Below are 14938 nucleotides of genomic sequence, written 5' to 3'. Positions count from 1 at the left end.
ATGCGGTGATTCCACCTAGAAAAAATGCGAAACCATGGAAAGATACAAAGAGTAGCTCGCTAGAGCGAAATGAATTACTTCGAACAATTAAGCGTTTAGGCAGGACACTATGGAAAAAATGGTCAGATTTTTTATTAAATACAAATCAATAACTTATATCAATATAAAAAACCCAGACCTATAGATCTGGGCTTTTTTATAGATTCTTCAAGTTCCACGCTTATTTATTAAGCAATGTTTCACATTAATATTAAGTAGAACTTTATAAGACTTAGATTCCGTACTTCACACGGTACGCTTCCATTTTCGCTAAAGCATCTTTGTCGCCTTTAGCATCTAAGTAATCCATTAAATCTTTCATTGTGATAAGCGCATGCACAGGAATTTCAAGCTCTTTTTGAACTTCTTGAATCGCAGACAATTCACCCTGACCTTTTTCTTGACGGTCAAGCGCAACCAATACACCCGCTATTTGCGCGCCTGCATTTTTTAAAATGGTCACAACTTCACGAATGGCTGTACCCGCAGTGATTACATCATCAATGATCCATACCTTTTTACCTTCAACTGAAGCACCAACTAACCCCCCCCCCTCACCGTGATCTTTAACTTCTTTACGGTTGAAGCCCCAAGGTACACTTACACCGTGGTTTTGTGACAATGCCACAGCCGTTGCAGCGACAAATGGAATACCTTTATACGCAGGGCCAAAAATCACTTCAACATTATCACATTCAGTTAATTTTGCTGCATAGCCAGAAGCCAAGCCAGTTAAGGCTTCACCGTCATTTAACAAACCGGCGTTGAAAAAATAAGGACTCACACGACCTGATTTTAAAGTAAACTCACCAAATTTAAGCACACCACGTGATAATGCCAGTTCGATAAAAGCTTGTGGATTAAATGCCGCTTGCGCTGTCATGAGGTGCTCCATTTATTAAATTGAGGTTAAACTCGAGCATGATACCAAAGAGTAGCTATCCTAGTGATCAAAAAATTTTACGTGTCGTATCAATCAACGTAAATGGTCTTCGTTCTGCAGAAAAAAAAGGAATTTTTGACTGGATGGCAACTTCAGATGCCGATGTCATTTGCATGCAAGAATCCCGTATTACACACGAACAATGGACAGATAAATTTAAGCCCGAAGGTTGGTATACACACCTATTCCCAGCTGAGCGTCCTGGCTATGCTGGTACCGCAATCTATAGTCGTTTGCCGTTTATCTCAGTTACCGATGGTCTGGGTTTTGAATTGGCTGATTCACAAGGTCGTTTTATCTCAGCAGAATTTGATCTAGGCTTAGAGAAAACAGCTCATATTTGCTCACTCTATTTACCATCAGGTTCTTCTGGTGAAGAAGCACAAGCCCGTAAAGATCACTTTCTAAATGAATACAAGCAGATCTTGAAACAATGGCGTGATGAAGGTAAATCTGTGATTGTTTGCGGTGACTACAATATCGTACATAAACGCATTGATATTAAGAACTGGTCAGGCAATCAAAAAGCTTCAGGTTGTTTACCACATGAACGTGCATGGCTCGATCATATTTATGATGATTTAGGCTATGTCGATACCTTCCGTGAAGTGCGTAAAGAAGCAGAACTTTATTCATGGTGGTCAAACCGAGGACAAGCCCGTGCCAAGAACGTGGGTTGGCGGATTGACTATCAAGCTTGCTCACCAGATTGGAAAGATCGTACTGTGAATGCATGGGTATATAAAGAAACGTGGTTTAGCGATCATGCCCCTGTCATTATCGATTATAAAATTTAGTGCCGTGCAAACTGAGTGAACAACTGTTTACTAAATGCACGCTAATTGCTCACAAATCTTGTCGTGTTAACGTATTTTTATTCCGACTAATTCAGTGCATTATTGTCGCACGGCACAGGGACATGTCAGGATGACAATAGGGATTGGAAGCCGTAGGATGAAAAGAAAATAAATTTCGGTTTATTTTCCAAGGATGAAGACATTGGACGTTGAATTGAGACCCGCATGATCAGGATGATTTAATGCGGGTTTTCTCTATTTAAAAGATCAATACAAATTTTAAGATAAGAAATTTTCCACCATTTTATTGATAACCACCATGAAGCCACACTGTAGATTTCAAACCTATTTAAAATATTCTGATCACATTTATGTTTTTGCGTAAATTTTGCTAAGCTCTAGACTGATCACAATGAATAAGACTGTTAGAGATGATTAAAGTTTACGGCATTAAAAATTGCAACTCGATGAAAAAAGCATTCGATTTACTCAATGAGTTGGGGCTTAGTTATGAGTTCCACGATTATAAGAAACAAGGTATTGATGCTGAAACAGTACAAAAATGGCTAAATGATCTTGGTGCTGAACTTGTCCTCAATAAAAAGGGAACGACTTGGCGTAAATTGTCTGAGGAAGATCAAGAAATTGCCCTTGCATCTGAACAGGGTTTGATTGAAGCACTGACTACACATACGAGCCTTATTAAAAGACCAGTGATCACTACTGAATCAGGTTATGTAGTAGGTTTTGATGAGAATGCGATAAAAGCATTAAAGAAATAAGAAATAAAAAAAGCCGAGCAACTACTCGGCTTTTTTATGAATCTTAAATTAGTTCACGCGTACCCAAGTTTGGTTACGACCAAGCGCTGATACGCCGATGAAACCACGAAGTTCGAGCTTTTGACCACCGTCTTTCAATGAACCCTTCAATTTGTAAGTTTTTCCAGATTGTGGGTCTAAGATTGAACCACCATCGTAATTCGCTCCACCTACATTTTTAAGACCCTTCACAATGGTTAAACCTTTTAAAGATTTCTTGTGATAGGGACCTTCACAGTTCGTACATGAATTTTCTTGACCCGGTGTGACAACACTCTGAATCGTTGCATTCAATGTTCCGTTTGGCTGTTCAGTGAATTTTACAAAAGCTTTAGCTTTTTTAGTTTTCTCATCAATCGTATTCCACACGGTACCATTGAGTGGATCTGCAGCATTTGCAAATACTGCTGAAGCGAGTAATCCTAACGTTAGTGCAATTTTTTTCATTGTTTTTTGTTTCCCTTGCTGAATTGACTTTAATATTATTAAAAATTGATAACATTTAAGCAATTTTTGAATGTGACTATTTAGTGTACCATTGTAATGCTGTGTGCTGATAATAAACATAATTTCATTAATATGGAAAAACAATGAAGATCAATCCGGTTTTGAAACAATACATAACAGAGTCTTTTTTAAAAACGAGTCTTCGCTTTCCGAGTCGCTTTAATCTTCCCCCCACCGTACTTCGTGTTGCCTTAGAGCAGATGACGCGTGTTTTTCCACAGTCCAAAGATGTCAGTATTCGAAAACTAAGAATCGCAGGTATTCGTGCCGAAGAAATTTTGCCTCAACCTGAAACGACTCAGCTCATTTTTCACATTCATGGTGGCGCATTCTTTTTAGGATCGTTAAATACACATCGCGCATTGATGACTGAAATGGCACTTCGGACTCAAATGCAAGTGCTACATATCGATTACCCTCTTTCACCTGAACAACGTTTCCCCGATCTCGGAGAAGCAATCTATGATGTGTACCAATTATTGGTAGAGCAAGGTGCTCAACCGAAAGATATTATTTTATCTGGCGATTCTTGTGGTGCCAATTTAGCACTTGCACTGGCTTTACGTTTAAAAGAAGAAAATCCAAAACTTCTTCCAAGTGGCTTGATTTTAATGTCACCCTTTCTTGACTTAACTTTGACCAGTGAATCTCTACGCTACAATCAAAAGCATGATGCTTTATTGTCAATTGAAGCTTTAGAAGCAGGCATAAATCATTATGTTCCTAAAGGTGTAGATGTCTCAATTCCCGAAATTTCCCCAATTTTTGGAGATCTCAAAGGATTGCCACCGACATTGGTTCAGGTGGGTTCAAAAGAAATTTTGTTAGACGACTCTACGCGATTTGAAGAAAAGGCTAAAGCAGCTGGAGTAGATGTTGAGTTTAAGTTATACACCGGTATGTGGCATAACTTCCAAATGTTTAGCGCTTGGTTTGATGAAGCAAAGCAAGCTTTGACCGATATCGCAGAGTTTGCCCATCGTTTGGATAAAGACTGATTGAATCAAAACTGAAGTAAACATAAAAAAGAGTAGCGTAAGCTACTCCTTTTTTATTCATTTAGAATAAGTATGAGACACCAAATCCACCATGATAACTTCGATCGGATCCACTTAGGTCTACACCGATGCTTGCATCTAACTGCGCACGATCATTCAAGGCATAGATTAAACCAAATGCCAGTCCATACTCTCGCTCTTGGCTTTCTTTCTTGGTAAATACTGCTTCAGAATAGCCCGATAAATTACCCACGATTTTATAGCCAATTGTCGGGACAGCAGTCACAGACCAATCACTATTTTGAGCTGAATAGAACATTCCTATTCCTGTCGTTACAGTATCGTTATATTGATACTCAACAGATGAGCCCAAAGTGTAAATATCATCAACATAAGTAAAACGATCATTTCCTGTTGCGATTTTAGCTTGCGCCAAAATAGCCATTTTCAGTTGATCATCTTGTAAGTCAACGTGATGCTTAATCCCAACAGAAACATCACCTAAACCATCATGGTCATCAGTTCGATTTTGGATTCGGGTCCGCTCCCACGCTGGGCCATCCCAACCCAATTGAAGCTCAGTATTCTTACTCAATCCCGTACGCAACAGGACATCAGCATTGAGTCGCAATGATTTATTTTTAAAACCATTTTCAGTACTTTCAACATACTGTGCAGTTGGAAGTCCCTGCTCCCATGCCAATTGACCTACGGGCGTAATGCCTGTGCTGAAACTCGTACCAGGTCGATCGAAGGCAAAATCTGCAGCCATCGCACTTACACTCGCAGTTGAGCAAAGTATCAAGCTCAGTTGTTTTAATTTTGTCATGGGGCACCCAAATTAATTTAATTCTTTCGTCATTTTTGCGCCACGGCTACGTAATAACTCGAGTGTCTCACGTTCTTCCGGTAAAGCCTGTGACCAATCAATGGTATCAAAATCGCAGTCGAAAAATAAATCACTAATTGAACTCAGAATGGTATTCCCCTCTTCATCTTTGGTATTAGGATCAACTTGATGATCAAGTAAGCGTTGAACTGCAGGCACACATGCAGCACTCGCAGCATCCCAAAGTGGGCCGTAACATTCCTCTGCATCCCATAAATGGAAATTAGCTTTCGCTGCAATCAGTGCATCTAGAATATCAAGATGTACTTGTAATTTCTGTTGTTTTTCTTCTGTTGAAAGCGCATTTCCTTGCTCATACGCTTCACAAATTTCTTCCCACCATTGAAATAAAGTGTCTGACCACACAGAAACCGCAGGGCCTTTCTCTCCTGCGATAAAGTTTGGATCTAAACCTTCTGCTAACAGGCGCTGTACCTGTGCTAGGTCTAATTCTTCTAAGGCCTGTAAAAACACTTGTTGATGTGCTGTTAGCATTTACTTTCTCTACTATTTATCTATAACGACATTATGCCTAATAATGCAGATCATTATTCAATTAAATAAATCAAAACTGTTCATTCAAAATTTTATTCAAAAAAAAAGCCCCGAAGGGCTTTTTGCTATTCCACATCCACTTCATCTTCTTTCAGTTGGATGGGCGCTCCACGAGGGTTCTCTTTTTTCTCGAATACATGTTCAAGACTACGCTTTAATCGGTCAATCGCACCATGAATCGCTGTGTCGATATTATGACCTCTGTGATTGACCACAACTGGTTTTAGTCCAGCTGGGCGAGCTTCGATCATACATTGAATATCGTCTGCACCGCCTTTATGGGCATTTTCATCACTTAAATGAACCGAAAAATGGGTAATTCTTTCACTATGGCGTTGAAACTCTGTATTTAGTTCTGCACGTACATAATCAATTAATCGCTCACTGTTTTGAATATTCTTATCTGTACGGATTTCTATGTTCATAAATATCATCCTCACTCTTCTTCTGAATCATTTTTGTGCAAAACTTTTTATCTTGGCACGTTTGTAGCTTGCAATCTAATTGCATCGAACATCTTCAATTGCTGTTTGGAATACGTCCCTCCACATTGAATGATGAACACTTTTTGAGTCTGCAGAACCGTGTCCTTATACTTTGAATATCGGGCCTAACTCAAAAATATGCAAGTGGTATTTTAAAAAATTAATAAAAGGATTACTCATTGTGACAAGTACTTACTTACGCGGACAGGCGCTTATTGATTCGATTCAAAATGCACCTTATTCCAGAGACTTAAGAGGTTATGGGGCGAATCCACCTCATCCTCATTGGCCTAATCAAGCGCGTATCGCAGTGCAATTTGTCTTAAATTATGAAGAAGGTGGTGAAAACCACATTGAGCACGGTGATCAAGGTTCAGAGCAATTTTTATCTGAAATCGTTGGTGCTGCCAGTTTTAATGCTAAGCATATGTCAATGGATTCAATGTATGAGTATGGGTCAAGAGTCGGTTTTTGGCGTATTCACAATGAGTTCAAGAAACGTCAATTACCCATGACTATTTTTGGTGTGGGAATGGCTTTGGCACGTCTTCCAGATGTGGTCGAAGCAATTAAATCTGCGGATTACGATGTGGTATCGCATGGTCAACGTTGGTTGCATTATCAGAATATGGATATTGAGACCGAAAGGCAGCATATGGATCAAGCCATTAGTGTACTTGAAACGCTATTCGGACAAGCCCCAATCGGTTGGTACACAGGTCGAGATAGTCCCAACACACGTCAACTTTTGACTGAATTTCCTCAAATCAAATACGACTGTGATTATTACGGCGATGATTTACCTTTTTGGACACAGCTCACCCATCCCAATGGGGAGCAGCATCCGCATTTAATTATTCCTTATACCCTAGACACCAACGACATGAAGTTTAGTTCAGCAGGTGGCTTCAATCATGGTGAACAGTTTTATCAATATCTAAAGGATGCCTTTGATGTCTTGTATGCCGAAGGGGAAACTGCACCAAAAATGATGTCTATTGGGATGCACTGCCGTCTTTTAGGACGCCCAGGACGCTTCAAGGCACTACAACAGTTCTTAGACTATGTTCAATCTCATGAACATGTTTGGATTTGTCGTCGTGGAGATATTGCGCAACATTGGATCGATCATTTCGCACCATAATTTCACATTCACGAGAAAAAGAGTGCTTTATAAGGTGCTCTTTTGATCTTTTTTCAGTCACTTTTTCCACCAAATCTACGTTGGCATTGTTATTGCAATTTAAGCCTAAAGTTTCAATGTATAGGTTTGAATTGTGTTGCTTTCAGAATTTAATCAAACATCTGTTGAACATCAGAAAGCATTTTTATTGCAATGTGTTCATATCCCACGATGGGGCGAGGAAATCATTCATTACGGTCCTTTTGACACACGAGAAGGACTATTAAAGTATGCTGAACAACATGCCATTACATGGACATGGGATGAAATTTTAGCAGCCCTAAATACACACCCAAGGATTGGCGAAAGAAAAGCAAAAATTGAATTATCAGAACAAGAACAAACTTTTTCAAGGCGTGAACAAGCACGCATCACACATGATCAAGAAGTTTTAGATGCGTTATATAAAGGCAACTTGGCCTATGAAAAAAAATTCGGTTTTATTTTTCTGATTAAAGCTTCTGGTTTGAATAGTGAAGAGATTCTGACTGCATTGGAATACCGCTTGCTAAACGATTTTGAGACTGAAAAAAGAATCGTCCATCGCCAACTTTTAGAAATTGCTTTACTGCGCCTCTCACAGGAAATTCAAGCATGATCAGCTCACATATTTTAGATACCCACCTTGGACGTCCTGCAAGTAATGTTGAAGTTAAGCTTTTTTCTGCGTCTGGAGAGTTATTAGCGATAGCCAAAACCAATTCTGATGGACGTGTGACAGCAGCAGATTTTGGACTCGATCAAATTGATGTCGCTGAATACAGCATCGAATTTATGACGCAAGCTTATTTCTCAGCGCAGAACATCCCAACTTTTTTTCCAAAAGCCGTCATTCATTTTTCAGTAACCGATGCTCACCAACATTATCACATTCCCTTGCTCATTAGCCCTTATGCCTACTCCACCTATCGTGGCAGCTGAGCACTCGCAAATTTAAAATATAGAGGGATTTATTATGACTGCACACGAACAACAACAATCACCCGAACATGAATATCTTGGTACTGGTAAAAGTGCTGCTTATGGCTTACAACATGTTTTAACCATGTATGGTGGTATTATAGCGCCTCCTCTGATCGTGGGTACGGCTGCAGGCTTATCAGGTATGGAAATTGGGCTACTCATCGCTGCTGCTTTATTTGTCGGTGGCTTAGCGACAATTTTACAAACCATAGGCGTTAAACATATTGGTGCACAATTGCCCTTGGTTCAGGGTGTCTCTTTTGCTGGTGTAGCCACAATGGTCGCAATTGTCACCACAGGTGGCGGATTACAGGCAGTCTATGGTGCCGTCATTGTGGCATCACTTTTAGGGTTTTTCTTAGCGCCCTACTTCTCTAAAATTATTCGATTTTTTCCCCCAGTTGTTACAGGCTGTGTAATTACAATCATAGGCTTATCACTCCTGCCAGTTGCTGTGCGTTGGATGATGGGCGGCAATAAAAGTGCACCTGATTGGGGAAGTGCTGAAAATATTTGTTTAGCGTTAGCGACGCTTGCAATCGTCATAATATTGAATATGGCTGGCAGTGCCACAATTCGACGCCTTTCAATTTTACTGGCAATTATTCTTGGCACTGTCTTAGCATTTATGTTTGGCTTTGGTGATTTTAGCAAAGTTGGGGAAGGTCATTGGTTACAGGTTCCTAGCTTCTTTGCATTTGGTATGCCGACCTTTGAGTTTACAGCAATACTTTCCATGATCATTGTTACCCTCGTGATTATGACTGAGACTACAGCTGATATTATTGCAGTCGGTGAAATTATCGGTACCGATGTAGATTCAAAGCGTATTTCAGATGGTCTACGCGCAGATATGTTATCAAGTGCAGCAGCACCGATCTTTGGTTCATTTATGCAAAGTGCGTTTGCGCAAAACGTTGGTTTAGTTGCAATAACAGGGATTAAAAGTCGCTATGTTGTCGCTGCTGGCGGGATAATTCTGGTCGTACTTGGATTACTCCCAGTGATGGGGCGTTTTATTGCAGCGATTCCTGTGCCTGTACTTGGGGGGGCTGGCCTTGTTTTATTTGGTACAGTAGCCGCGAGTGGTATCCGTACACTGGCAAAAATTGATTATAACGATCAGAAAAACTTAATTATTGTCGCGACTTCAATTGCTGCAGGAATGGTACCCATTATTGACCATTCGTTCTATTCCGACTTCCCAAAATGGGTCCAAACCTTGTTCCATTCGGGTATTAGCTCAACCTGCTTAATGGCGATAGTCCTCAATATATTATTTAATCACTTAAAATTATTTGGACCGAAAATTAGTATTAAAAGTAAACAAATAATTGATTCTCATCATTAATTTAAACCATCTTTGTATCAATGCCTGCATACGTGGGCATTAATTTTTCCTTTCATCCACTTTTGGCTTTATTTTTGCAAAAGAATCGTTATTCTGTTACCGCTTTCTCTGGGGATTCTTTTATGAAACTTAATCAAATCGCAGCACTTTGCGCATTAGCTTCTACAGCAGCGTTTACTCAAGCAAGTCCAATTGTTTGGCAAGATTTCAGCCTAACTGGTCTTTATGGCGATAACTACCTAAACCCTTTCTCTCAACAAGAAGGTGAACGCTATACCATCACTGCTGAATATGCTGCAAAGCTTAAGTACTCGGATGTTTTCTTTTTCGTCGATCAACAATGGGGCGGAAAAGATGGCGATTCAACTTACCTTGAATTAGCTCCACGATTAAGTTTAAGTGAAGTTTCTGGCCAAAAACTAAGCGCTGGTCCAATCAAAGATGTATTGATTGCAACGACTTGGGAACACAACGCTGGTTATAACAACAATACTGAGTTCAATAACTTCTTGTATGGCGTAGGCTTTGCTTTAGATATTCCTTACATGCAATATGCAAATATTAACTTCTATCGAGTTGACAATGACTTGACTGAAGATGACTACCAAATGACGATCACTTACGCTGTTCCATTCAAGCTAGGCAATGAAGAATTCTTGGCAGATGCATTCCTTGATTGGTCTACAAATGAAGGTCCTGGTCATGCGAGTGAATTGAACTGGACAAGCCAATATAAATGGAATGTTGGTAAACATATCTCTCCAAAAACCAAATTGTATGTAGGTGTTGAACACTCTGTTTGGAACAATAAATTCGGTCAAAAAGGTCAAGACCAAAACGATGTAAGCGCATTGGTTAAATATCATTTCTAATTGATATTTATAATAAAAAAGCAAGACTAGTGTCTTGCTTTTTTTATGCTCAATAATCAAAATAAAGTTATAAATACTGACGATTAGAATAAAAAATGTCTTTTAAAATTCGTTTCGCAACTGAACAGGATTTAACTCAAATCCAAGATATTTACAACGATGAAATTCTGAATGGTTTTGCAACATGGAATGAGCAAGATCAAGACATTTATTATTATCAGAATTGGTATCGTCAGCATCTAATAGATCATTTCCCTATTTTTGTGGTTGAAAACGAACTAACCCAACAAATTGCAGGTTATGCTGAATACAGTACATTTAGAGCGATCAGTGGTTTTAGACAAACTGTCGAACACTCTGTGTATATTCATCCCAATTTTACACGTTTGGGTTTAGGCAAAGCTTTACTCCAACATTTAATTCAATACGCAAGCCAACATAAAATTCATGTCATGATCGCTGCTATAGATCATGAAAATTTTGCATCCATCAAATTACATGAATACTTTGGATTTAAACAAACAGGCTATTTACCTGAAGTCGGACAAAAATTTGGATCTTGGCGCAATCTCGTCTTATTCCAACTGAATCTAAATACTTAAAAAGGGCATTTAGCCCTTTTAGTTAAAATTTTTAATCCAAAGGATTTCCAACAATATTACTGATAATACCTTTCATAATATGAGGTCCTTGTTCTTTTCTTAAGTCCTCATACCATTCACGAGTAATCGATTCGTCTTTCATATGCGTCACATCACAACGTTTACGCGCTCTCAATACCATTTCAGCAGTGCGTTCATTACGTTTGTTTTGATAACGTCTTAAAGCATCCTGAATTCCCAGTGTATTAATCTGTAATGCCCGAGCCAAATAAATGGCATCTTCCATCGCTTGGCAACCGCCCTGCCCAATATCAGGTGTTGTACTATGTGCTGCATCGCCAACAATCACAACTCGCCCTTTATAGAAATCTGCAAATGGTTCTATATCATGGATTTCAACACGATTGGTTCGCTGTTCATCAATAGCATCAATCAAAGTTTGTACTTGCGGACACCAACCGTCAAAATATTGTTTTAGTAATTTTTTATATTGAGTACGATCATTTTCCAAACCTAATTCAAGTGGTACATCAAAGAAGAAATAAAAACGATTACCTGCGACTGGCATTAAAGAAGCTCGCTTCCCTTCTCCTACAAAGGTGGTCCACTGATCGGCAGGAGCGAGCGACTCAGAAATTTCGACCAACCCATTCCAATTCACATAACCTGCATAACGACGCTCAACTTGCTCACCTAAAACATAGGCACGCGTGATCGAATGAGTGCCATCCGCGCCGACCAATAAATCCGTGGTGATTTCTGCTCCGTCAGCAAAATGGATTTTGACGTCATCACCTTGATCCTCAAGTCCGATCATTTTTTTTGCAAGATGAATATCTTCACGTCCAAACTCATCCATTAACATATTTTGTAATTCAGCGCGAGAAACTGGATAAGGTCGCTGCCCGACTTCTTCAATCAATGGATATAAACTAAATTGTGTCATGACATCACCCGTGAGCCCATCGACATAAGCAAGGTGATCCATTTTCCCACCAAGTTGAGCGACTTGATCCGTGAGTCCTAGATAGTTCAAACATTTCACACCATTTGACCACAATGAAATCGCAGCACCCACGGGTAAAATTTTTTCAGTTTGTTCATATATTGAAACTTGATGACCAAATTTTTTCAACGCAATTCCGGTCGTTAATCCTGCCATTCCGGCACCAATAATGGTGATATTCATTTTTACTTCCACAATTTTTTTTGCTTTAACCCACTGCTTAAAGCGAAAAACGTGCCATTTCCACCAATATAGCGCTACATAAGTGCAAGGTTGGCACATGCTGTGCATTCTTTTTAAAGCCCTTGAGCAGATGCGACATAACAACGCATCATGATTCTAAGAATGCATTCTTTTGATAAGAATCAAGTTTTAAAGCAATAATGGAAGATGACATGGCAACACTATTGGCACCGGAATTTGAAATCCCTACTCATTTACAGCAACTTACTAACCTTGCAGATGCCCGAATTGGTGCAAAAGTCACAACATGTTCTGATGATTTTTTTGCTGAAGCTCAACGTATGCTTCAGTTTGATGCGCCTATCTTTGTAGAAGGTAAATTTGATGATCATGGCAAGTGGATGGATGGATGGGAAACCCGTCGTAAACGTCACAGTGGTTATGATTGGGCGATTGTTCAGTTAGGTGTTGCAGGTAAAATTAAAGCACTCGATATTGATACCACTTTTTTTAGTGGTAATTATCCCGCTTCTGCTTCAGTAGAAGGGTGTTATGCACCAAATGAAAACTTAGATGATGCTGAATGGCACCAAATTTTACCAAATAGTATATTGGGACCAAGTCAGCACCATGTCTTTGAAGTTTCAATGAATCAGATCTTTACCCATCTGCGTTTAAATATTTTTCCAGATGGAGGTATCGCACGATTCCGCGTATATGGTGAAGTCAGCGTTCAAATCCAAGATCAAAACCAAACCCTCGACCTGCTTGCACTTGAAAATGGTGGACGTGTTATTGCCTATAGTGATGCACACTTCGGACATCCACGTAATCTGATCAATCCAGGACGTGGGGTTAATATGGGTGATGGTTGGGAAACCGCACGCCGTCGTGCACCCGGTTTCGACTGGTGTATTTTAGCTTTAGGGCAAGCTGGTCACATTGAAAAGATTGATATTGATACAGCCCACTTTAAAGGGAATTATCCTGCTGAAGTGTCCATTCAAGCCATTTATATAGAAGATGCAACGGATCCTCAATTGATCCCTCAAAGTATGTTTTGGCCTTTTTTACTCGCACCTCAACCGATGCAAATGGATCACATTCATAACTTTGTAAATGAAGTATTGCGACACGAAAAAATTTCTCATATTCGGGTGAATATGATTCCTGATGGTGGGATTAGTCGTATACGCCTCTGGGGTAAAGTGAATCCTTAGTTGAGTATTTGTTACTTTTAAAGTGATCTTATTTTGACTGCATTTTCGACTCAATTCTAAATTGAAAATGCAGTTTCTTTTCAGCGAATTTTTATGATGCATACCATTACCCTACAACCTTTAACCTCCGAAAATTTTGCACCTTTTGGTGACGTCATTGCTTGCCAAGGAAATGATTATTTTCATATTAACGATGCGCATACAGAGCGCTATCATGCTTTAGTGACCACTGAAATTATTGGCGATGCCAAAGCCGGGATTAGTATTTTTCGAAATATTCAAAGTACCAATATTCCGTTCAAAATTTCAATGCTTGAACGTCATCCTCATGGATCACAAGCTTTCATCCCGATGCAGGGACAAAAGTTTTTAGTAGTGGTTGCACCAAACTTAAATGCGGATCAGCCCGATATTTCAAAGCTACAAGCTTTTATAACCAATGGCTCTCAAGGTGTGAACTATCGGGCGGGGACTTGGCATCATCCACTTTTAACATTGGAAAGCCCGAGTGATTTTGCGGTGGTGGATCGGATTGGTGCTGGGAATAATTGTGATGTGTTTCAGTTTGATTTTTTTAAAATAATTGATCGATAATGTTATTTGGTATGCATAAATTCTGAGCTAATATCGCACTGTACAATATAAAATATACTAGAGGGAATAATGGCGAAGTTCCTAAATACCAGTGCTACTAACTTTTATCTTGAAGAACTCATAAAAAATGCAAAGGAGCGCTTGATTCTAATCAGTCCTTATCTTCGACTAAATGATCGAATTAAAGAATTATTAGAAGATAAAGATCGTCTAAAAATTGATATTCGAATCGTGTATGGGAAAAGTGATTTACATCCTGAAGAAATTAAATGGCTGCAAAAGCTTGATTACGTCCGTCTCAGTTTTTGTAAAAACTTACACGCTAAATGCTACCTAAACGAAGGTGAATGTATTATTTCAAGCCTCAACCTATATGAGTTTAGCCAAGTTAATAATAATGAAATGGGTATTTTAGTCCGTAAATACGAAGATGATGAAGTGTTTAAAGAAGCTTATGAAGAAGCGCAGCGGATTATCCGTATTAGTGAAGAAGTTCGAATTAGCTTAGATGAAGTTAAATCGGATAATACAGAACCTGAGCATATAGCTGATAACGAATCTGAGAGTAGCAAATTTAGCAAATTAACTTCAGCAAAACTTGCTGCAAAAGTTGGTTTAAAAACACCTGTTTTATTAGAAAAATTAGTTTCCAAGGGTTATCTCAAACTTGAAAATGAGAAGCATTTTTTAACGGATGCAGGCAAAGCAGCTGGGGGTGAATTTAGATCAGGTCAATTCGGAATTTATTTTTTATGGGATGAAAATTTAGAAAGGCTTTGTTGCACAAACCTATCTGTAAAGGGTTTTTCAGCGATATAATTTTCAAATGAAGAAGCCTGCACACAAAATCTACCGCACAACCAATTGGCCCGCATATAACCGAGCACTCATGAGTCGCGGAAATATTGCCATTTGGTTTGATCCTGCTAC

General features: G+C 39.2%; 18 protein-coding genes and 1 pseudogene. 13 read left to right on the top strand and 6 right to left on the bottom strand.

Annotated features, from left to right (window positions below; all coding sequences use genetic code 11):
- Window positions 1–271: 271 nt before the first annotated feature.
- A complete protein-coding gene (gene pyrE, locus AC1M9D_RS13290) occupies window positions 272–922 on the bottom strand; it encodes an orotate phosphoribosyltransferase (RefSeq protein WP_481612368.1) in 651 nt (216 codons plus the stop codon).
- A 38-nt stretch (window positions 923–960) separates the two neighbouring features.
- Between pyrE and AC1M9D_RS13285 the strand changes: the two genes are divergently transcribed.
- Together AC1M9D_RS13285 and AC1M9D_RS13280 are read left to right on the top strand one after the other, a co-directional pair.
- Entirely contained in the window at window positions 961–1779 is an 819-nt protein-coding gene (locus tag AC1M9D_RS13285) for an exodeoxyribonuclease III (protein ID WP_092766525.1), read from the top strand.
- A gap of 431 nt (window positions 1780–2210) precedes the next feature.
- The gene (locus tag AC1M9D_RS13280; protein WP_481586888.1) at window positions 2211–2561 is read left to right on the top strand and encodes a Spx/MgsR family RNA polymerase-binding regulatory protein; all 351 of its coding nucleotides are present in this window, start codon (window positions 2211–2213) and stop codon (window positions 2559–2561) included.
- 48 nt (window positions 2562–2609) lie between these two features.
- Here the strand turns inward: AC1M9D_RS13280 and AC1M9D_RS13275 are convergent, their stop codons facing one another.
- Window positions 2610–3047: a DUF2147 domain-containing protein gene (locus tag AC1M9D_RS13275; RefSeq protein ID WP_481594513.1), complete on the bottom strand. Its 438-nt coding sequence runs from the start codon at window positions 3045–3047 to the stop codon at window positions 2610–2612.
- Window positions 3048–3190: 143 nt separating this feature from the next.
- Here AC1M9D_RS13275 and AC1M9D_RS13270 point away from each other — a divergent pair, with 143 nt between their 5' ends.
- Window positions 3191–4105: an alpha/beta hydrolase gene (locus tag AC1M9D_RS13270; RefSeq protein WP_035264694.1), complete on the top strand. Its 915-nt coding sequence runs from the start codon at window positions 3191–3193 to the stop codon at window positions 4103–4105.
- Window positions 4106–4166: 61 nt separating this feature from the next.
- Here the strand turns inward: AC1M9D_RS13270 and AC1M9D_RS13265 are convergent, their stop codons facing one another.
- From AC1M9D_RS13265 to AC1M9D_RS13255, 3 genes are all read right to left on the bottom strand, one after another.
- Window positions 4167–4934 carry a transporter gene (locus tag AC1M9D_RS13265; RefSeq protein ID WP_481612367.1) on the bottom strand — a complete coding sequence of 256 codons (768 nt, stop codon included), beginning with the start codon at window positions 4932–4934 and terminating at the stop codon, window positions 4167–4169.
- Window positions 4935–4946: 12 nt separating this feature from the next.
- Window positions 4947–5489, bottom strand: a complete 543-nt coding sequence (locus AC1M9D_RS13260) for an ankyrin repeat domain-containing protein (RefSeq protein WP_035264700.1) — start codon at window positions 5487–5489, stop codon at window positions 4947–4949.
- Between the two features lie 125 nt (window positions 5490–5614).
- The gene (locus tag AC1M9D_RS13255; RefSeq protein WP_035264715.1) at window positions 5615–5974 is read right to left on the bottom strand and encodes an HPF/RaiA family ribosome-associated protein; all 360 of its coding nucleotides are present in this window, start codon (window positions 5972–5974) and stop codon (window positions 5615–5617) included.
- Window positions 5975–6215: 241 nt separating this feature from the next.
- On the opposite strand from AC1M9D_RS13255, the gene puuE reads away from it, so the two are divergent.
- From puuE to AC1M9D_RS13225, 6 genes are all read left to right on the top strand, one after another.
- On the top strand, window positions 6216–7178 hold the full coding sequence (puuE, locus tag AC1M9D_RS13250; RefSeq protein ID WP_092766528.1) for an allantoinase PuuE: 963 nt from the start codon (window positions 6216–6218) through the stop codon (window positions 7176–7178).
- A gap of 133 nt (window positions 7179–7311) precedes the next feature.
- Entirely contained in the window at window positions 7312–7815 is a 504-nt protein-coding gene (uraD, locus tag AC1M9D_RS13245) for a 2-oxo-4-hydroxy-4-carboxy-5-ureidoimidazoline decarboxylase (protein ID WP_035264722.1), read from the top strand.
- Window positions 7812–8138 carry a hydroxyisourate hydrolase gene (uraH, locus tag AC1M9D_RS13240; protein ID WP_481588786.1) on the top strand — a complete coding sequence of 109 codons (327 nt, stop codon included), beginning with the start codon at window positions 7812–7814 and terminating at the stop codon, window positions 8136–8138. Before uraD ends, uraH begins: the two co-directional genes overlap by 4 nt.
- Window positions 8139–8172: 34 nt before the next feature.
- Window positions 8173–9531 carry a nucleobase:cation symporter-2 family protein gene (locus tag AC1M9D_RS13235; protein WP_481588785.1) on the top strand — a complete coding sequence of 453 codons (1359 nt, stop codon included), beginning with the start codon at window positions 8173–8175 and terminating at the stop codon, window positions 9529–9531.
- Window positions 9532–9653: 122 nt separating this feature from the next.
- On the top strand, window positions 9654–10403 hold the full coding sequence (locus AC1M9D_RS13230) for an ion channel protein Tsx (RefSeq protein ID WP_481612366.1): 750 nt from the start codon (window positions 9654–9656) through the stop codon (window positions 10401–10403).
- A gap of 95 nt (window positions 10404–10498) precedes the next feature.
- Window positions 10499–11005 carry a GNAT family N-acetyltransferase gene (locus tag AC1M9D_RS13225; protein WP_092766530.1) on the top strand — a complete coding sequence of 169 codons (507 nt, stop codon included), beginning with the start codon at window positions 10499–10501 and terminating at the stop codon, window positions 11003–11005.
- A 31-nt stretch (window positions 11006–11036) separates the two neighbouring features.
- Here AC1M9D_RS13225 and hpxO read toward each other — a convergent pair whose 3' ends face one another.
- The gene (gene hpxO, locus AC1M9D_RS13220; RefSeq protein WP_481612365.1) at window positions 11037–12194 is read right to left on the bottom strand and encodes an FAD-dependent urate hydroxylase HpxO; all 1158 of its coding nucleotides are present in this window, start codon (window positions 12192–12194) and stop codon (window positions 11037–11039) included.
- A gap of 212 nt (window positions 12195–12406) precedes the next feature.
- Between hpxO and alc the strand changes: the two genes are divergently transcribed.
- The 4 genes and pseudogenes from alc to AC1M9D_RS13200 all read left to right on the top strand — a co-directional run.
- The gene (gene alc, locus AC1M9D_RS13215; protein ID WP_481612364.1) at window positions 12407–13414 is read left to right on the top strand and encodes an allantoicase; all 1008 of its coding nucleotides are present in this window, start codon (window positions 12407–12409) and stop codon (window positions 13412–13414) included.
- Between the two features lie 93 nt (window positions 13415–13507).
- The gene (locus AC1M9D_RS13210) at window positions 13508–14008 is read left to right on the top strand and encodes an ureidoglycolate lyase (RefSeq protein ID WP_481588782.1); all 501 of its coding nucleotides are present in this window, start codon (window positions 13508–13510) and stop codon (window positions 14006–14008) included.
- A gap of 69 nt (window positions 14009–14077) precedes the next feature.
- Window positions 14078–14827, top strand: a complete 750-nt coding sequence (locus AC1M9D_RS13205; RefSeq protein ID WP_481612363.1) for a phospholipase D family protein — start codon at window positions 14078–14080, stop codon at window positions 14825–14827.
- Window positions 14828–14834: 7 nt separating this feature from the next.
- Window positions 14835–14938, top strand: a pseudogene (locus AC1M9D_RS13200) (IS5/IS1182 family transposase); the annotation flags it as partial.

The organism is Acinetobacter sp. ANC_7682, assembly GCF_056779795.1.
This window is presented reverse-complemented; position numbering and strand designations above follow the sequence as displayed.